The organism is Agarivorans sp. D1326 (assembly GCF_056958115.1).
The window spans coordinates 249,683-268,731 of sequence record NZ_JBTWEN010000001.1 but is presented as its reverse complement, the minus strand read 5'-3'; the positions used below and the strand labels follow the sequence as shown (position 1 = coordinate 268,731).

The window sequence follows — 19,049 nt, the reverse complement described above, 5'->3', positions numbered from 1 at the left end:
ATGGGCCCACTTTTTATCGATTTACTTGGCACAGAGCTGAGTGCTGAAGAAGCTGAAATGCTTCAGCACCCTCTGGTTGCTGGGGTTATTTTATTTAGCCGTAATTATCAAGACCGAGCTCAATTAATAGAGCTAGTACGAACCATAAGAGTGGCCAGCAACCAGCGTTTACTGATTGCTGTTGACCATGAAGGTGGGCGTGTCCAAAGATTTAGAGAGCAGTTTTCTGCCATACCTGCAATGGGGCAAATTGCCAACACCGCCAATCAGCTAGGTTTGTCTAGCATTGAATGGTCAAAGCAATTAGGTTGGTTAATGGCGGTTGAGCTGCGAGCCTGCGACATTGATATTAGTTTTGCTCCCGTGTTAGATATTAATGGCGTGAGTGACGTGATTGGCCAGCGGGCATTTGGTGACAAGCCTGAACAGATTACTCAGCTTGCCAGCGCATTTATCGATGGTATGTCGGTAGCAGGAATGAAAGCTACCGGTAAGCACTTTCCTGGTCATGGTAATGTAAAAGCCGATACTCATCATTTAGAGGCGCGTGATAACCGCTCTTTTGCCGACATTCAACAGCAAGATATGCAAGTGTTTGCCTCGCTAATAGCCCAGAATAAGCTGGACGCGGTGATGCCTGCGCATGTTATTTACTCGCAAGTTGACGAAAAGCCAGCAGGTTTTTCTAAGATTTGGTTGCAGCAAATTCTCCGCAAAAGTTTGGCATTTAAAGGTCTAATATTTAGTGATGATTTAAGCATGAAGGGGGCAGCAGTGGTGGGCGATCATGTTGCTCGCGCTAAACAAGCATTAACTGCTGGCTGTGATTTGTTGCTCGCCTGTAATGATCGAGAAGCAAGCATCAGTTTGCTAGATGGTCTAGAGCATACTCAAGTGCCCGCCGGTGAGCGATTAGTAGGCAAAGCATATCCACTTAGTTGGTCTGAGTTAGAAGCGCAAGCTCAGTATAAAGAAATTGCCGCTCGCGCTGCGAAAATAGCGCAAATGAGTAGTGAAACAAACAGTTTATAAATACACTTGTTTTTAGTGTGTGATTCTAAGGAAGGTAAAGCGAGATGATTATTTATCTACACGGCTTTGACTCAACAAGTCCGGGTAACCACGAAAAAGTGCTGCAGCTGCAATTTGTCGACCCAGACGTGCGACCAATTAGCTACAGTACCATTCACCCAAGGCATGACATGAGCCATCTTCTAAAAGAAGTGCACAAACAGCTCATGTTAAGTGCTGATGAAGAAGTGGTGATTTGTGGTGTGGGACTAGGCGGCTATTGGAGCGAACGCATTGGTTTTTTATGTGGTATACCTTCGGTGATTTTCAACCCGAATTTACACCCAGAAGTGAACATGCAGGGCCGAATTGAGCGACCAGAAGAGTACATTGATATTGCTTCTAAATGTGTAACCGAGTTTAGAACCAAGAATAAAGGCAATTGTACGGTAGTGCTGTCGGAAAACGACGAGGTACTGGATAACAAGGTATCGGAACAAGAGCTTAAAGATTACTACCAGGTAGTATGGGATAAAGAGCAAAGTCACAAGTTTAAAGATATTAGTCATCACTTACAGTTGATTAAGTCTTTAAAACGTTTACCAAGCCTGTAGAAGCTTATATTTTTGTCAAAAGAGGGATTTAATCCCTCTTTTTTATTGCGCTCTTTTTGTGATCTCTATCAAGTTACGTATAATGAGCGCTGCTTCACCAGCAGTTCAAGGCACAAAAAATCAACTAAATGCCTTTTGGGTAAAGCAAAAACACTTCAAGTTGTTACAAGGAAACAAGCAAGCATGACTAGAATCGTTGTAGTTGGTGGTGGTGCCGGTGGCTTAGAGCTAGCGACACGTTTAGGGCGTAAACTAGGGAAAAAAGGCCAAGCGAGTGTAGTGCTGGTAGATAAAAACCGTACTCACCTTTGGAAACCCCTGTTGCACGAAGTAGCCACTGGTTCATTAGATGCCGGCATTGATGCGCTTAGTTATCGCTCTCATGCTGCTAATCATGGTTTTGAGTTTCAACTCGGTGAAGTTGACGACGTAAATCGTGAAGATCAATTAGTGACCCTAAAGCCAATGGTTGAGGAAGGTAAAGAAGTATTGCCCGCTCGCCAACTTAACTACGACTACTTGATAATGGCGATTGGCTCGGTTTCCAATGACTTTAATACTAAAGGTGTTAAAGACAACTGTATTTTCCTCGATAACCCAAGTCGCGCCGATTTATTCCACCGCCGCATGCTTAATCGTTTCTTACAGTACTCGCAAAATGATGAAGCGCAAAGTGGCGAAAAAGTACGTGTTGCCATTGTAGGTGCAGGGGCAACTGGGGTAGAGCTTTCTGCTGAGCTCCATAACGCCTTAGATCAGCTTCGAGCTTACGGTGTACCTAATTTAAGCCACTCTAGTTTGGCGGTTACCTTGGTAGAGGCCGGGGAAAAAATTCTACCTGCTTTACCAGTGCGCATTTCTAGTTCAGCCCATTCAGAGCTACAAAAAATGGGTGTGGATGTTCGCACTAAAACCATGGTGACAGAAGCAACACCTGAGGGTTTAACCACCAAAGATGGTGAGCTAATTAAAGCCGATATTATGGTTTGGGCTGCTGGCATTAAATGCCCCGAGTTTATGAAGGACTTAGGTGGATTAGAAACTAATCGCATTAATCAGTTAGTGGTAAGGCCAACTTTGCAAACCTCACGCGATAGTAATGTTTATGCAATTGGCGATTGCGCTAGTTGCGCCATGGGCGAAGATGGCTTTGTACCGCCACGTGCTCAATCGGCCCATCAAATGGCAACATTGGTGTTTAAAAATATTGTGCGTCAAATAGAAGAAAAGCCACTGTTAGAGTTTGAGTACAAAGATCACGGCTCATTGGTATCACTTAGCCGTTATTCAACCGTAGGCTCGTTAATGGGTAACTTAATGCAGGGCTCGATGATGATTGAAGGGCGCATCGCACGGATAATGTATATTTCCTTATATCGCATGCACCAAATTGCCTTACATGGTTACATGAAAACCGGCTTGATGATGTTAGTTGGGCGCATAAACCAAGTATTAAGGCCTAAGCTTAAGCTGCACTAAGCTGGTGTATAGCCATAGTTAAAAAGCAGCCTGGAGCTGCTTTTTTGGTATTTAAGGGTTGAGCTGACAAGCGAGAGACAGAAGAAAAGTAATTACCAGCCAATAGCGCAGTTGATCTCTATGTTTGGTGAGTAGCTTGTTTGATAACTGCTCTAGATCTTTACCAAAAATCATCGGAAGAAACAGAAACATTGCCAAGTGGAATACGATAAAAGGCGGACAGCCGCGCATTTGCCAATGCTCGTTTTCACTTTCAGTCCACTCGGTATAGAAATTTTTGCTGGCTTTTATTAGTGGAAATAAAGAGATGAGGAATACGTACAATAGTAGGTTTTTTAGTATCTCATCCATGACGTATTACTAGCCTAATAATATAGTGGGTTTATCTTAGCTTTATTCCGCTAAGTAAATTAAAAACTCTTATAAACCGTTTATTAGGGGCAAGACTATCCATGTTGTTTCTCTATCGCTGCTCTAAAGGTAATAAAAGCAATCATAAAACTTATCCACAACGTAATGGCATTAAGCGTTTCAAAGCGCCAATAGTTTAAATTAATAGAGTGAATCTGAATGGCTATATCGCTGAATAATAGAACTAAAATGCCCCAAAGCTGACTCCGAATGGAGAGCTTTTGCCATAGTTTCGGAAAGATCAATCGAGTGAGCGGTAAAGCGCCCATAGCTAAGCCAACGTAAAACCAAAAATGGTCAGGGTAGAGTAGACCCAGTATTTTGTCACCGGTTTGTCGAGAGCTGGCGGCAATGGCCAGCAATAACCAGGTTCTGCTTAACAGCGCGCAAGCAAATAGCACGCTGGGTTGATTAGCAAGTAACACAAATGTACTTAAGAAGCTGGTGTAACAGAGCTGTTTTGCTGGTCGCTATTAAGCTCTGAAGCTTCAGTTACATTAGCTTGCTCTGCCTCGACGATAGGATCTGATTCCGCTTGAGCATCGGTTATAGGTGTTTGCTCGGCATCGACAGAAGCGTTAGTTTGCTCTTCCGGGCTACGACGAATTTGAATCAGCATACCCATTAACGGGTGGTCAAAGTAGTGAATTTCGCCTGAACGTACACGACGTTTTTGATCGAACTTAAAGCTGTGTAGCTGCTCTTCTGTGTGGTATTCACTAATTAAGCTACCTTGCTCTGTTGTCTCTGCGTCTGCGCTCAGCACAACCACTTGTTGCTCTTCACTAGGTACAACAACTTCAGCAACAGCAACATTGGCAGGAACTTCTACAGTACTTTCTTCAGCGATAACAGTTTCTTGCTGTGGTAATTCAGCGGGTTGCTCAAGCTGAGGTTCTGGTTCGTTTAGCAACAGCTCTACTTCAACAGGGCGTTTTAGCAGTAACTCGCTTTCGATATACAGGTAGTGCTGCAGGTATACACGAATTCCCCCTTCCAGTTCCCAAATAGCTGGCGCCGGCTCTGGTTCAATATCAAAAGCGCCAACTGCTGAGTCGGGTTCATCAAACAACGAAATATTTTCAGCGGCTAAGTCGAAACTTTGGCTTTCTTGCGCATATTGCTCATCAGAGAAAGTTAAAGAGCCAAGTAAACGTCCTTCATCATTGAAACGGGTAGAGAAGTCTTCACCGGCTTGTACTTGGTAATGCTTAGCGCGATTGCGAGGAGCAACAATTTCTCGCCAGCCTAGGTGTAATAAGGGCGTGAACGCTGCGTGCTGGGTGAGTTTAGCAAACTCATCGTTTAGCTCAAGCTGCTCTTTACTTAGCATTTGGCGTTTAGTAGCGCCGCTTATCGGCCAGCCTCTACCATCAATGCTTACTGGTAGCTTATCAAAACGTGGCGCAATGCAAGGCTCTTGTTCTTCGCTGCAACCAAATAGTGGTGCCAGTAAAGGTTCACTCGTGTTGGCATTAAGGCTTTGTGGTTGCGGCCAATACTCTTGGCTACTTTCAACACTTACGTTACGTTTGAAAAAAATAACTTCAATGTCAAACCAGCGAGGCTCTTGAGCAAAACTAGATAGGCTGGTAAAGCTTACTGCAGCTAAGCTACCTAGCTGCAGGGCATGTTTAAGAGTTAGTCGCATTGGCAGTAAATTGCTCCAATAATGATTCGATTAAGCTTAATCGCTGTTCTGGGCTATCGCTAGGTACCGCAAACTTAAGTTTGTTGGCACCTTCTAGGCGATAAATAGCTGGCTGTGATTGTAACAGGCTTACTAGAAAAGCGGCATTAACTTTTGTGGTTTCGGCAAACTCAACTTGGCCACCTTTAGGCCCAGCTTCAATACGTTTAATGCCTAGCTGTTCGGCTTCAATTTTGAGATTTTGAACTTCAAATAGGTTTTTTGCCTGCTCAGGTAATAAGCCAAAGCGGTCAATTAACTCCACTTGTAGCTCTCGCATTTCTGCTTGATTGGCACAGTTGGCGATGCGTTTGTACATGGTTAAGCGTGTGGTTACGTCAAAAATGTAATCATCGGGCAGCAGAGCGGGTAAGCGCAGTTCTACTTCACATTGGTCGTTCTGGCTTAAGTCCCAATTTAGGTCTTGACCATTTTTTAGTGCCGTGACAGCTCTATCTAACATTTCCATGTAAAGCGTGAAGCCTACTGCTTCAATTTGTCCGCTTTGGTCATCACCTAATAATTCACCTGCACCTCGAATTTCTAAATCGTGAGTAGCAAGGGTAAAGCCGGCACCTAAATCTTCTAGCTGCGATATGGCATCTAAACGTTTTTTTGCATCTTTGGTGATCAACTTAGGTGGTGGCGTTAGCAAATACGCATAGGCTTGGTGGTGCGAGCGGCCAACACGACCTCGTAATTGGTGCAATTGGGCTAAACCAAAATTATCGGCGCGGTTAATAATGATGGTGTTGGCACTAGGGATGTCGATGCCAGTTTCAATGATAGTGGTACACACCAGTACATTAAAGCGTTGGTGGTGGAAGTCACCCATGATTCGTTCAAGTTCGCGTTCACGCATTTGACCATGAGCCACGGTAATTCGCGCTTGTGGCAACCATTCTTTAAGCTCTTGAGCTACACGTTCGATGGTTTCGACTTTGTTATGCAAGAAGTAAACTTGACCACCACGCATCACTTCACGACTAATTGCTTCTTTAATTAGCGCGGCGTCGTGCTGGCGAACAAAGGTTTTTACTGCCAAGCGCTTCGCCGGTGGGGTAGCAATAATCGATAAATCACGCATGCCACTCATGGCCATATTTAAGGTTCGAGGAATTGGCGTAGCGGTAAGAGTAAGAATATCGACATTGGCACGCATCGCTTTAATCTGTTCTTTTTGGCGCACCCCAAAGCGGTGTTCTTCGTCGATGACCAACAAACCTAAATCGGCAAATTTTACATCTTTGCTAAGCAGTTTATGGGTACCAATAATTACATCCACTTTGCCAGCAGCGAGATCCTTTAAGACTACATTTTGTTCTTTAGTGGTTTTAAAGCGAGATAACGAAGCGACTTCTATCGGCCAATTGGCAAAACGATCGCTAAAGTTGTCGAAGTGTTGCTGGGCCAATAGGGTGGTTGGCACTAGTACGGCGACTTGTTTGCCAGCATTTACGGCAACAAATGCTGCGCGCATGGCAACTTCTGTTTTGCCAAAACCTACATCACCACACACTAAGCGGTCCATGGCGTTAGGTGTTTGCATATCTTGCAAGGTTGCGCCAATAGCCTGTTGTTGGTCATCGGTTTCTTCAAACGGGAAATCGGCTGCAAACTGTTGGTAGGCGGCGTCATCTAGCTCATAACCAAAGCCGGGTTTGGCGGCGCGTTTTGCGTAAACTTCTAGTAACTCGGCGGCTACGTCGCGAATTTTCTCAGCAGCTTTGGCTTTGGCTTTTTGCCACTGATCATTACCTAGTTTGTGCAGAGGCGCTGTTTCGTCGTTAGCACCAGAGTAGCGACTAATTAAATGCAGGGCATTTACCGGCACGTAAAGCTTGGCTTCGTTGGCATACTCTAGGGTTAAAAACTCGGTTTTAATACCACCGTTTTCAAAGCTGCTTAAACCATGATAGCGGCCAACCCCGTGTTCTATGTGTACCACTGGCTGGCCAATACTTAGCTCAGCTAAATTGCGAATAAGTACATCAGGATTAAGTGTTTTACTTGATGCTTTACGTTGCTTAGCTCGTACTTTATCGCCGAGTAAATCAACTTCACTAATTAGCTGAACATTGGGATCTTTTAGCTCAAAGCCCTTATCTAAAGGTGCCACCACCATGGCCAAGCTGTCTTTACTTGCCAAAAACTCACTGATACTGGCAACATCTTTGATGCGCAGTTTAAGCGGGCTAAGCAAGTTTTTTAGGGCTTCTCGACGGCCTTCTGTCTCGGCGATAAAACAGGTTTTAGGTTTTGGGTGATGTTCTAGGTAATGACTTAGCGCTTGCAAAGGCAAGTTCAAACGGTGATTTACACTTAAGTCTGGCAGCGCGTGGGCATCTAGATTCAGCTTACCTTGGCTATTACGGGCCGGGCCTTTATGCAGTTTTACGCCTGCAAACTGTTTTAGTTCTTTAAAGCATTGCTCGGTGCTTTGATATAACTCGTCTGGCGGTAAGATCGGCCGCGCTTTGTCGTAGCGTCGATTTTCATAACGGTCCGTCAACTCACTCCAAAATTGCTTACCGGCATGATCCAAATCACCGACTTTAAGAATCACCGTGTTGGTGGCTAATTGGTCGGTTAAGCTTTCGGTATGAGCATGAAATAAAGGTAGATAATACTCAATGCCCGCTGGCATTATTCCTTTGGTGACTTGTTGATAGATGGAGCCCGCATCTCGGCTTGGTTCAAAACGGTCGCGCCACTGTTGGCGGAAGGTTTCTATACCGCCTGCATCGGTCGGGAACTCGTGCGCTGGTAATAAGGTAATGCTTTTGCGCTGCTCAGCACTACGCTGGGTATCGGGATCAAACTCGCGAATGCTGTCTAGCTCATCATCAAAAAAGTCCAAGCGAAAAGGCAGGTTGCTGCCCATGGGAAAGAGATCTAGCAAGCTTCCGCGAAGAGCAAACTCTCCGTGCTCCATTACTTGGTCAACATGCTGATAACCGGCGCTAACTAAACGCTCTTTAAAAGCATTGAGGTTTAAGCTTTGACCTACTTTAAGCTGCAAGCTGTGCTTGGCTAAAAATTCTGCCGGTGCACAACGTTGTAGCCAGGTAGCTATGGGCGCAATAAGCACACTATTTTTATCGTGACTTAGTTGATTAAGGCTTAAAATACGTTGCGATACAATATCTTGGTGCGGAGAAAAAGTGTCGTAAGGCAAGGTTTCCCAGTCGGGTAGCAAATGCAAGGCACGCTGAGGTTTTAAGCCGTTTACCTCTCGCTCTATTTGCAGGGCGCTACGGGTATCTTCAGTTAAAATCACGATGGGCGCATCAAGTTGCGCGATGTATTCTTGAATAACAAAAGCAAGCGCGCTACCGGGTAAGTTGCTTACTTGCTTTTGGTCGCCAGCATCAACTGGGCAGGGTAAATTTAGTAACACTGATAACTCTTATTTTTCGGCTTGTTGGCGAGCATCTGCTCGGGCTTTTAGCTGCTGGCTTTGAATGTGTAAGCTGGCTCTAACTAGTGCTTCAACATCTTCATCTCGGATCAAGGTGTAGTTTATTTCTACCAAGTGCTCACTGCGATGAGCAATGGCTTTGCTTTGCTGTACTTCACCATAGCAATAAACGGCAGTGGACTCTTCTGGCAGAAAAATCTTCAGCTTTACTGCTTGCCCTTGCTGCAAGACTTGTGGCCAGAAACAATGGATTTCTGAGCCGCCAAATTGATGACTGAGCGTACGGTGTTCAGGGCTGTCTTGTTGTACTAGCACGTAACTTAACACTCGGTTTAGCTTTTGTTCTTGAGCGTGCAAATAAGATAAAAGCTGTTCGCCCGCTTCGCCCAGTTGTTTAATTGCGCGCAAACCGAGCAGAGAATGATGCTGCCCTGGGTTAGCCAAGGTAAAGGGCTCAGGAATGCTGGCTTCAAATGCTGCTTTTGTCTGAGGTAAGTCATTTGGCTCAATTAACTCAAGGTTTACATTAAGTTGATGAGTAACGCTAAAATATTGTTGTTCCTGCATACATTCCCAGAAGCGCCGTGCGGCGAGTTGTCAAATAGACCATGCTTAAAGCGTAGTTGAAGGCGAAATTACAACAAGTTGCGTAGCGGATTGCAAATAATCTGAATATCTTTGTTTTTTATGTGATTAAGCAAGAGTTGTGACTTGTTGGCCTTAGTGCCGCGCGGTATGATTAGCGCGTTTTTTTGTGCCTAGGGATGTTCGTTGCTTCAATGAAATTAATTGGCTTTATAGCATGGCGGTTCTCGCGAGGAGCCAAACAGCAACGTTTTGCGTCGTTTGTGAGTTGGTTTTCTACTTTAGGCATTACATTAGGGGTAGCTGCGCTTATTACGGTTATTTCGGTAATGAACGGTTTCGAAAACCAGTTAAAGCAACGCATCCTCAATTTGGTTCCTCATCTTACTATTGCTAATCAGCAAGCCTTGCCGGATAACTTACCCTCACTAGCTACTGCACCATTAGTACTGAGTGAAGTTGTACTGCAAAGTAGCAGTAACTTACATGCCGCGATGATGCAGGGCATCGATATCGAGCAACAAAACGATGCAGCGCTGCTGCGTGAAAAGATGCTGATTGGTGATCTAGATAGCCTGCAAGCAGGCAGTTACAACGTAGTGATAGGCATTGGTACGGCTAATGCTCTGGGTGTGCGCTTAGGTGACACCATAAGGCTGCTGGCTACCGACAGACTGGTATATACCCCATTAGGTGAAATGCCTTCACAGCGCAATTTTGTTGTTTCAGGAATATTTGAGTTTGCCGCTGAAGTCGACAAACAGTTTATTTTACTCAATATAGAAGATAGCGCGCGCCTACTGCGTTCTCCACTTTCCGCTGTGAGCCAACAGCGAGTGTTTCTTGATGATCCGTTCCAAATAGAAAACATTGCCGCTAGCCTTAATCAGCACAATGTAGAGTTTCAAGATTGGCGGCGCTTTTATGGCGAATTATTTGCCGCAGTTAAAATGGAAAAAAACATGATGGGCATGCTGTTTTGCCTAATTATCGCGGTAGCCGCGTTTAACATACTGTCGAGTTTGGTGATGATGGTTGGGGAAAAGCGCAGCGATGTGGCCATTTTGCAAACCCTAGGTTTATCGCGCGATAAGGTAGTAATGGTGTTTGTTATGCAAGGTGCCTGGAGCGGTTGCATTGGCGCAGCCGTTGGAGCCTTGAGTGGTTGGTGGCTAAGTTCCAACATTAATAGTGTTATGTCTGCTATTGGCCTTAACTTTGCGGCCAACTTTGGTGGTGCAGGTTTACCTGTATTGCAACGCAGTGAGCAAATTATCTTCATCACCGTTGCTGCCATGTTATTAAGCATTGTCGCGACGATTTATCCTGCTTGGCGCGCCAGCAAAATCCATCCTGCAGAGGCACTTCGTTATGAATGAGATTAATGCTCAGCCCGTTTTAGTGGCGAAAGAAATATATAAAACTTACCAAGACGGCAATCAATCTACAGAAGTGCTTCATGGCGTTGATTTTGATGTGAATGCTGGTGAAGCAGTGGCTATTGTAGGTAGCTCGGGCTCTGGTAAAAGTACCTTGTTGCATATCCTTGGTGGATTAGATGAAGCCAACAAGGGCACGGTCACTATCGATGGACAAGCTATCGACGGTTTAAGTAGCAAGCAATTAGCTGGGTTACGTAACCAAAAACTTGGTTTTATCTACCAATTTCATCACTTATTAGGTGAGTTCTCGGCCATAGAGAATGTTGCAATGCCCCTGTTAATTGCGGGAATGGCAAAAAAGGCCGCTATGCAAAAAGCGCAAGCTTTATTGGAGAGAGTTGGTTTAGGCCATCGCTTAAAGCACCGACCATCTGAGTTATCGGGAGGCGAACGCCAGCGCACGGCTATCGCTCGCGCCTTGGTTAATGAGCCAAGCTTGGTGCTAGCCGATGAGCCCACCGGAAATTTAGATAGCCAAAGCACAGAATCTATTTATCAACTTATTTTGGAACTGAACCGAGATTTAAATACAGCGTTTGTTGTGGTTACCCATGATTTAGCTTTAGCAGCTAAATTTACCCGCCAAGCATATATGCAAGACGGAAACTTTGTGAGCAAGGGCGAATAGCATGCGTTTGCCTTTGTCATTTTTTATTGGCTTGCGTTATCACCGAGCCAAAAATAGTAATGGATTTATCTCGTTTATCTCGGCCTCATCTACTTTAGGCATTGTGTTGGGTGTAGCGGTTTTAATCATTGGCCTTTCGGTCATGAATGGTTTTGAGCGAGAGTTGCGCGAGCGCTTTTTAGCGATTGTAAGCCATGGCGAGCTAGAGGCGGTAAACCCTCCTTTGAGCGATCATCAGCAGCTGTTAACTACTGCTATGGACCATACTAAGGTACTGGGCGCTGCTCCTTATGTTAGCTTTAGTGCACTGGTGCAAAAAGGCAAACAGATGAAAGCCTTGTCGCTAAAGGGCATCGATCCAAACTTAGAGAAGAATGTTACTAACCTTCATCAATATGTTGGGGACAGCGCTTGGCAAGCCTTGGCAAGTAACCAGCCGCAAATTGTTTTGGGTGCGGGTATCGCTAAACTGCTTGATGTAACCGAAGGCGAGCAGGTTACTTTGTTGTTGCCTAAAGCTAATCAACAAAATCGTTTGAGTTCACCACAGCGGGTTCGGGTTAAGGTTGTCGGCTTGATGAAGGCTGGGGGACAACTGGATAATCAGCTGGCCTTTATTAATTTGGCATTTGCCCAACAATTGATGAACTGGCAAGACGGCGTTTCTGGAATTAGCTTGAAGGTTGCAGATCCCTTACAAGCAGACCAAGTGGTGCGTTCTGTGGCTAAGAACTTTCCCCAACTGGTTTATATTAAGAGTTGGATCCGCCAACATGGCTATCTCTACCAAGACATTCAGTTAGTTCGCACCATTATGTACGCGATAATGTTATTGATAGTGGCTGTGGCTAGTTTCAATATTGTATCAACCTTGATTTTGGCGGTAAGCGAAAAACGTGGTGACATTGCTATTTTAAAAACCATGGGCGCGAGCGACCAAACCTTATTGAAGAGCTTTATCGTATACGGCTCATATAACGGGGTTTTAGGTTGTGCGTGGGGGGCATTGTTAGGCGTGTTAGGTAGTTTTGGTTTGCCTAAATTAGTTGCGTTGATTGAAGCCCTAATAGGGCATAGTTTGCTCTCTGCCGATATTTATTTTATCGATTTTCTTCCCGTTGAGCTTATTTGGACAGACGTTATAGCAGTCGTTGTGGCGGCGCTAGTATTAAGTATGTTAGCCACTATATGGCCAGCTTGGCAGGCGACTCGAGTTAAGCCTGCTCAAGAATTAGGTTAATGCCACATCAACAAAAAAGGAGCTGTAAGGCTCCTTTTTTTGTTTTGGACATCTATCTGCGTTTGCGGTAGCGACGCCTAACTGAATAACGCCACAATGCGTTAATCGCAAAATAACCACACACAGAAAAAACAATACCATTAACAAGGCTGCCTAGTAAAAAGGCTGGGCCAATGGTGGCGATGAGATGTTCTAGGCCATGCCAAGTTAGCTCTAAATGGTAGTCGGCTACCGGTTGACCTAAGATCCCCGTTCCTACTAAATAACAAAAATAAAAGATAGCCGGGATAGTAAACGGGTTGGATATCCAAACTAAGGCAACCGATAAAGGCAGGTTTACTTTAAACATAATGGCTAAAGCTGCTGCAATAATCATTTGCGACGGCAGCGGAATAAAAGCCACAAACAAACCTATGGCAAATGCGCCCGCAGCTGAGCGCCGGTTAAGGTGCCACAAATTAGGGTTGTGTAGCCAATCACCAAAAAATTTTAGATGTTTGCTTGCTTTTAGATCTTCAGTTTTAGGAATAAATCGTTGTATCGTTTTTTTTGGCATATAGTTTGTTATTGATAATAAACTTCTTATGACATATGAATGCCTTTTTACTAGCAAGTTTGCTAGCAATGACTTCATCGCTATTCTGGCCGAACCTACTTAGCTTACCACTCCTATATGTTAGCTTCGTTGCACTTGTGGCTTCGCTTTGGAAAAGAAAGCTCTGGGCTGCTGGCTTCATATTTGGCGTGTGTTGGATGACGAGCCATACGCTGTATTATCAGTCATGGATTGTTAGCATCCAACAAAAAACGGCCAACTTTAGCATAAATGGCGAGATCTTGGCAGTTGATAATAATCAATACTGGCAAAAAATTACTGTAGAACTACATCAATTAGATAGCCATACCAGTATAGCGTGGTGGCAGCCAAAACTTACCCTTTATCATTCTCGTTCAACAAAGGATTTTGTGCCACTTCAGGCCGGTCAGGAAATTGTTGGCGAGGTTAAGCTAAAACCTGCCTTTGCCAGTATTAATCCGGCAGGATTTAATTATGCAAGGTGGTTAGTTGCTAAATCAATTATTGGGCGCGGCAAACTGATTAGTTATGAGCTACTAGAAAGCGAACCTTCATATCGAGAAGTTTGGTTAACAAAGTTAGCCAAATTACTGCAAAACTATCAGTATTCTGGTGAGATGTTGGCGCTAATGACGGGCGATAAACGGCTTCTCTCGCAGCAGCATAAGCAGCTATATCAGCAATCTGGCTTAGGTCATTTGTTTGTATTGTCCGGATTGCATTTAGGCATTGTGGCTTTTTGGTCGTGGTTGTTAGCAAGGCTTGTGAGTATAGCGTTTAGGGTTAATCAACAAGCGATGCCAATTTTGATTAGCTTGGCATGTTGTATCGCATTTTGTTGGCTGGCCAATTGGCAGTTATCAATGATGCGAGCATTGCTAATGTATAGCAGTTCGATGCTATTTATATTATTAGGTAGCCGCAGAACAGTTGTTTTTGGCTTAATGTTTAGTGCATTACTCATCCTGCTTATATGGCCGTTTAGTGTTTATAACAGTGGTTTTTGGCTGTCCTATTTTGCTGTCGCTATTGTATTACTCTGCTTGTGGTTAGGCCCAAGAAATAAGCTGGCAATGCTTGTATTTATTCAGTTGGCTATTGGTTTATTAATGATGCCACTGCAGGTGTTGTTGTTTGGATTAGTGCCTAGTTCAGCGTTGTTGCTTAACCTTGTTGCCGTGCCGTTGTTTAGTATGGTGATCGTGCCAGCCTTGTTATTACTTATTTTGTTATTTGCAGCGGACAGTCATTTAGCACCTTATTTGGTGCAGTTTGTTGATTGGCTATTTTCATACCTTTATAGCTCGCTTGAGTGGCTGAATAGCAATTTGTCGGTGAGTTTAAGCTCGTCGTCGATTGTTATTGGATTACTACTAGTCCTCCCACTATGTGCACTATTACTGAGGTTTTACCGTAACCGTTTGTATTGGGTTTTGTTGTTACTTTTATTGTTACCTAGTAGCCATCGCTTAAGCCAGTCTAAAGATAGCTGGCAAGTATATGTACTAGATGTAGGGCAGGGGCTTGCCGTGGTGGTCACCCATCGAGGTGAGGCGATAATCTATGATACAGGGGCGAGGTTTCGCAGCGGTTTTAGTTACGCAGAGAGTGTGATCGTTCCTCTTATTGCGGAGCTAAGAGTTCAGCATGTTGATAGCATAATAATTAGTCATGGAGATAATGACCACGCAGGTGGGAGAGAAGTCTTAGAGCTGACTTACCCACAAGCCAAGCAATATTATGGCCGAGACCAGCGCTTGCCAGAAACATTTTGCCAAGGTAAGAGGAGCTGGGGAAAGCTGCAGTTAGATTTCTACTTAGCCGACCTTGGTTATGGAAACAATGGGTCTTGTGTATTAAAGCTCAGTGACGGCCACACAAGCGTGTTGTTGACTGGTGATATTGAGCAATTGGCTGAACAACAATTACTAAATGCTGGCTTAAAGCAGGTGAATATCATGTTAAGTCCTCATCATGGTAGTCATAGTTCATCTTCGGCTAGCTTTATTCATTCACTAAATCCAGAAGTGGTAATTCATAGTAGCGGGGCGTTTAATCGATTTGGTTTCCCGCATCAATCGGTGCTAGAGCGTTACGCTGAGAGGGAGCAGTATATAACGGGGCGAGATGGAGCAATAAAACTTGAAATTGATGACCGTTCATACCAAGTTTATCCGTATAGACATTTAAAAACGAGTCCGTGGTACCAGCAAATCATCAGTTGGTGATTTGGCTATAAACCGCTAAACTAAGGCAATTTTTCCGATGGAATAACTCTGTTCTTATGATTCCAGATACAGCTACGAATACAAAAGCTAATTTTCTCCGTTTATTAAGCTACGTGAAAGACCGTAAGATTGGTTTGATTGTCGCCATTATTGGCATGATAGGTTACGGTGCCGTAGATACGCTTTTTGTTTACTCTATCAAGCCGCTGATCGATGAAGGTTTGTCCGGTAAAAACCCGGCAGTGTTAACTTACATGCCAATCTTTGTATTAGGCATTGTATTGTTGCGTGGTATTTGTGGTTTTGCCAGTAGCTACGGTATGTCTTGGGTTGGTGGCCATCTAGTGATGAAAATTCAACGCCAGATATTTAATCATTTGATGTTAATGCCTGTATCTTTTTTTGATAAAAACCCCACGGGCACACTCATTTCAAAAATCACCTATGACTCTAACCAAGTAAGCACGGCAGCAACAGCCAGCTTAGTTAACTTGGTGAGAGAAAGTGCCACTATTATTGGTTTGTTGATTCTTATGTTTTACAACAGCTGGCAATTGTCTCTAATCTTTTTCGTAATTGGTCCGCCAGTGGGTTACGCAATCAACTTGGTTAGTCGCCGATTTCGTAAGATTAGTACTAACTTGCAACACGCTGTAGGTAACGTTACCACTACCAGTGAACAAATGCTTAATGGCCATAAAGAAATTCTTTCATTCGGTGGTCAGCCTAAAGAAGAAGCAAGATTTAATAGTGCAAGCAACATGATTCGTCGCCAGCAAATGAAAATGGCTACTGTAAGTGCTATTGCCAACCCTGCGGTACAGTTTATCGCTTCTATTGGCCTGTCTATTGTGTTGTTTGCCGCATCATCACCTGAGCTGGTGGCAGAACTTAGCCCAGGTACCTTCACTATCATTGTTACCTCTATGATGATGTTGCTAAAACCATTAAGAGTAATTACCCAGTTAAATAATGATGTGCAAAGAGCGATGGCTGCTTGTACTAGCTTATTTACCGTAATGGATATGGACACTGAAACTGATACTGGTAGCCACGTTACCAAACGTGCTAAAGGTAAAATCAACTTAGATAATGTTGAATTCAAGTATCCCACCAAAAATGAGATTGTACTTAAAGGCATTAACTTAAACATAGAAGCTGGGCAAACCGTTGCTTTAGTAGGGCGTTCTGGCAGTGGTAAGTCAACTATCGCAGGCTTGTTGCCCAAGTTTTACGAAGTGCAATCTGGGCAAGTATTACTAGATGATATTCCTGTTCAAGATTACCAACTCAAGAACTTACGTGAGCAGTTTGCTCAAGTATCGCAAACCGTTCACCTGTTTAGCGGTACCATTGCCGAAAATATTGGTTATGCCAATGAAAACGCCAGTCGAGAAGAGATTGAGCGAGTGGCTGAAATGGCTAACGTAACCAGCTTCGTAGAAAAATTTGAAGATGGCTTTGATACTGTTATTGGTGAGAAAGGTGTGATGCTTTCTGGCGGCCAACGTCAGCGCATTGCTATTGCTCGTGCCTTACTAAAAGATGCACCAGTTCTGATTTTAGATGAGGCTACCTCGGCGCTTGATACTGAGTCAGAGCGTAAAATTCAGCAAGCAATTGACAGAGTTTGTTCTGATAGAACTGCCATTGTGATTGCTCACCGCTTATCAACCATTGAAAACGCAGACATGATTGTTGTTCTTGATGAAGGTGTTGTGGTTGAGCAGGGCAGTCATGCTGAGTTAATGTCTAATCAGGGTGACTACTACCAGCTACATCAAATTCAATTTGGTGAAAAGTAAGCAGTGAAGTTTTGGTATCAAGCTAAGCAGCAACATTGGATAAAAATTGGTTTGTTGCTGCCGCTTAGCGGCTTATTTTACTTAGTTGCTAGTGCTCGCCGTTTAGCTTTTAAGCTGTCTTGGTTTAGTAGTTATCGCCCACCGATCCCAGTTGCCATTGTGGGTAACATTAGTGTGGGTGGAAATGGCAAGACTCCAGTTGTATTAGCGCTGGTTGAAGCGGCAAAGCAGCGCGGTTTTAAGCCCGCAGTTGTTAGCCGTGGTTATGGCGGTAAAGCGCCTTATTATCCTTTTGTTGTTAGCTCGACTAGCCAGTCTGCAGAGTGTGGTGATGAACCTCTGCTTATTTATCAGCGAACTCAGTGCCTAGTGATCGTAGACCCAAATCGCAGTGCAGCGTGCAAAACTGCTGTTGAGCAGGGGAGTGATCTGATTATTTGCGACGACGGAATGCAGCACTATGCCTTGCAACGCGATATAGAAATTGCGGTCATTGATGCTCAGCGAGGTTTAGGTAACGGTTTGTGTTTACCCGCGGGTCCTTTACGAGAAACAGCCTCTAGGCTTTCAGCGGTCGATTTGATTGTGAGCAATGGGGAGCCGCTGTTTAATGCCAATAGTCATTTATTGCAGTTACGGGCCAGCGGTTTGCGCCGCGTAAGCGATCAGCAACAAGTGAAGGATGTTACTGAGTTTGATGCGGCTATTGCTGGAATTGGCAATCCACCGCGCTTTTTTTATTCACTTGCAGTTTTAGGCTTTGCTTGTAAGAAGCAAGTCAGCTTAGATGATCACAAGCACCTTAGTGAAGAACAGCATAAAGAGCTGTTTGAGAAACGTATAATCATGACAGAAAAGGATGCGATTAAATATCGTCATACAGCCGGTGATGAGTGGTATTATTTACCCGTGGATAGTGTGCTGCCTGATGCGTTTTATCAGCAATTTTTCTCATTGTTACAGGAAAAAATTCATGTCAGTTGAACATAATTTATTAGAAATTGTTGCTTGCCCCTTATGTAAAGGCAAGCTGCACTACGACAAACCTAATAACGAATTAGTGTGTAAGTTTGACCGTTTAGCCTATCCCATTAAAGATGCCATTCCGGTTCTTTTAGTCAATGAAGCCAGAGAAATGTCAGCCAACGAGTTACCGCAATGAAATTTGTAGTGGTTATTCCAGCTCGTTATCAGTCTACCCGTTTACCGGCTAAGCCACTGCAAGATATTGCAGGTAAAACGATGATTGAAAGAGTCTATCGGCAGGCCTGTAAATCAGGCGCCGAACGTGTGGTTATTGCAACTGATGATCAGCGTATTGTCGATGTTGCAGATGGTTTTGGTGCTGAAGTTGTGCTCACCGCTGCTTCTCACGAATCAGGTACTGAGCGTTTGGCGGAAGTGTGTAAAAAGTTGGCATTCTCGAACGATACCATTGTGGTTAATGTTCAAGGTGATGAGCCGTTGATCCCATCTGCGGTAATTTCTCAGGTAGCTGGTTTACTCGAAGATGCGCCCGAAGTGAAAATGGCAAGTTTGTCTGTGCCTATACATGAGGATACAGACATTCATGATCCTAACGTTGTTAAGGTTGTGTGTGATAAAGACGACCACGCCTTGTATTTCAGCCGCTCAGCAGTGCCGCACGAGCGAGATGGAGATTGGCAATGTGAGCTGTATTCAAGGCATATAGGTATATACGCCTATCGCGCGCATTTTGTCGGTGAGTATTTGCAACTTAGTCCGTCTCCCATTGAGAAGATGGAAAAACTAGAGCAGTTACGCGTTCTCTGGCATGGTTATAAAATCAAGATGGCAAGAGCAATAGAAACACCCGCTCATGGTGTAGATACTCCAGAAGACTTAGAAAAAGTTCGCGCTTTATTTGCGTGAGTACGCCAAATCGTTATAGAGAAAA

17 protein-coding genes are annotated in these 19,049 nt (G+C 44.1%); 11 read left to right on the top strand and 6 right to left on the bottom strand.

The annotated features are described in order from the left end of the window. The 3 genes from nagZ (at position 1) to ACYFDN_RS01140 (ending at position 3,104) form a co-directional block, all read left to right on the top strand. Positions 1 to 1,032: a beta-N-acetylhexosaminidase gene (gene nagZ / locus ACYFDN_RS01150; RefSeq protein WP_483509730.1), complete on the top strand. Its 1,032-nt coding sequence runs from the start codon at positions 1 to 3 to the stop codon at positions 1,030 to 1,032. Positions 1,033 to 1,076: 44 nt separating this feature from the next. Continuing rightward, positions 1,077 to 1,625, top strand: coding sequence for an alpha/beta hydrolase YcfP (ycfP, locus tag ACYFDN_RS01145; protein WP_338625961.1), 549 nt, complete (start codon positions 1,077 to 1,079; stop codon positions 1,623 to 1,625). 183 nt (positions 1,626 to 1,808) lie between these two features. After that, a complete protein-coding gene (locus tag ACYFDN_RS01140) occupies positions 1,809 to 3,104 on the top strand; it encodes an NAD(P)/FAD-dependent oxidoreductase (RefSeq protein ID WP_016402561.1) in 1,296 nt (431 codons plus the stop codon). Between the two features lie 51 nt (positions 3,105 to 3,155). On the opposite strand, the gene ACYFDN_RS01135 is transcribed toward ACYFDN_RS01140, so the two are convergent. The 5 genes from ACYFDN_RS01135 to ACYFDN_RS01115 form a co-directional block, all read right to left on the bottom strand. After that, on the bottom strand, positions 3,156 to 3,455 hold the full coding sequence (locus ACYFDN_RS01135) for a hypothetical protein (protein ID WP_483509729.1): 300 nt from the start codon (positions 3,453 to 3,455) through the stop codon (positions 3,156 to 3,158). Between the two features lie 95 nt (positions 3,456 to 3,550). Beyond that, positions 3,551 to 3,940 (bottom strand): DUF2919 family protein, encoded by a 390-nt coding sequence (locus tag ACYFDN_RS01130; protein ID WP_483509728.1) that lies wholly within the window; start codon positions 3,938 to 3,940, stop codon positions 3,551 to 3,553. An 8-nt stretch (positions 3,941 to 3,948) separates the two neighbouring features. Continuing rightward, complete coding sequence (locus ACYFDN_RS01125; RefSeq protein ID WP_483509727.1) at positions 3,949 to 5,166, bottom strand: CsiV family protein; 1,218 nt, start codon at positions 5,164 to 5,166, stop codon at positions 3,949 to 3,951. Beyond that, positions 5,150 to 8,605: a transcription-repair coupling factor gene (gene mfd / locus ACYFDN_RS01120; RefSeq protein ID WP_483509726.1), complete on the bottom strand. Its 3,456-nt coding sequence runs from the start codon at positions 8,603 to 8,605 to the stop codon at positions 5,150 to 5,152. The genes ACYFDN_RS01125 and mfd overlap by 17 nt, the downstream gene beginning before the upstream one ends. Before the next feature lie 9 nt (positions 8,606 to 8,614). After that, positions 8,615 to 9,193: a hypothetical protein gene (locus tag ACYFDN_RS01115; protein WP_483509725.1), complete on the bottom strand. Its 579-nt coding sequence runs from the start codon at positions 9,191 to 9,193 to the stop codon at positions 8,615 to 8,617. Between the two features lie 212 nt (positions 9,194 to 9,405). Between ACYFDN_RS01115 and ACYFDN_RS01110 the strand changes: the two genes are divergently transcribed. From ACYFDN_RS01110 to lolE, 3 genes are read left to right on the top strand one after another with little or no spacing between them, the layout of a single operon-like run. Continuing rightward, entirely contained in the window at positions 9,406 to 10,590 is a 1,185-nt protein-coding gene (locus tag ACYFDN_RS01110; protein ID WP_483509724.1) for a lipoprotein-releasing ABC transporter permease subunit, read from the top strand. Beyond that, on the top strand, positions 10,583 to 11,281 hold the full coding sequence (gene lolD, locus ACYFDN_RS01105) for a lipoprotein-releasing ABC transporter ATP-binding protein LolD (protein WP_483509723.1): 699 nt from the start codon (positions 10,583 to 10,585) through the stop codon (positions 11,279 to 11,281). Before ACYFDN_RS01110 ends, lolD begins: the two co-directional genes overlap by 8 nt. 1 nt (position 11,282) lies before the next feature. Next, positions 11,283 to 12,521 carry a lipoprotein-releasing ABC transporter permease subunit LolE gene (gene lolE, locus ACYFDN_RS01100; protein WP_483509722.1) on the top strand — a complete coding sequence of 413 codons (1,239 nt, stop codon included), beginning with the start codon at positions 11,283 to 11,285 and terminating at the stop codon, positions 12,519 to 12,521. Between the two features lie 52 nt (positions 12,522 to 12,573). Here the strand turns inward: lolE and ACYFDN_RS01095 are convergent, their stop codons facing one another. Next, positions 12,574 to 13,077, bottom strand: a complete 504-nt coding sequence (locus tag ACYFDN_RS01095; RefSeq protein WP_016402552.1) for a DUF2062 domain-containing protein — start codon at positions 13,075 to 13,077, stop codon at positions 12,574 to 12,576. 35 nt (positions 13,078 to 13,112) lie between these two features. Between ACYFDN_RS01095 and ACYFDN_RS01090 the strand changes: the two genes are divergently transcribed. The 5 genes from ACYFDN_RS01090 to kdsB are packed head-to-tail and all read left to right on the top strand — an operon-like array spanning position 13,113 to position 19,024. Further along, positions 13,113 to 15,326 carry a DNA internalization-related competence protein ComEC/Rec2 gene (locus tag ACYFDN_RS01090; protein ID WP_483509721.1) on the top strand — a complete coding sequence of 738 codons (2,214 nt, stop codon included), beginning with the start codon at positions 13,113 to 13,115 and terminating at the stop codon, positions 15,324 to 15,326. A gap of 56 nt (positions 15,327 to 15,382) precedes the next feature. Then, positions 15,383 to 17,131, top strand: a complete 1,749-nt coding sequence (msbA, locus tag ACYFDN_RS01085; protein ID WP_483509720.1) for a lipid A export permease/ATP-binding protein MsbA — start codon at positions 15,383 to 15,385, stop codon at positions 17,129 to 17,131. A gap of 3 nt (positions 17,132 to 17,134) precedes the next feature. Then, positions 17,135 to 18,115, top strand: a complete 981-nt coding sequence (gene lpxK, locus ACYFDN_RS01080) for a tetraacyldisaccharide 4'-kinase (protein WP_483509719.1) — start codon at positions 17,135 to 17,137, stop codon at positions 18,113 to 18,115. Then, positions 18,105 to 18,293: a Trm112 family protein gene (locus ACYFDN_RS01075; RefSeq protein WP_016402548.1), complete on the top strand. Its 189-nt coding sequence runs from the start codon at positions 18,105 to 18,107 to the stop codon at positions 18,291 to 18,293. The genes lpxK and ACYFDN_RS01075 overlap by 11 nt, the downstream gene beginning before the upstream one ends. Beyond that, positions 18,290 to 19,024 (top strand): 3-deoxy-manno-octulosonate cytidylyltransferase, encoded by a 735-nt coding sequence (gene kdsB / locus ACYFDN_RS01070; RefSeq protein WP_483509718.1) that lies wholly within the window; start codon positions 18,290 to 18,292, stop codon positions 19,022 to 19,024. The genes ACYFDN_RS01075 and kdsB overlap by 4 nt, the downstream gene beginning before the upstream one ends. The last annotated feature ends 25 nt before the right edge of the window (positions 19,025 to 19,049 follow it).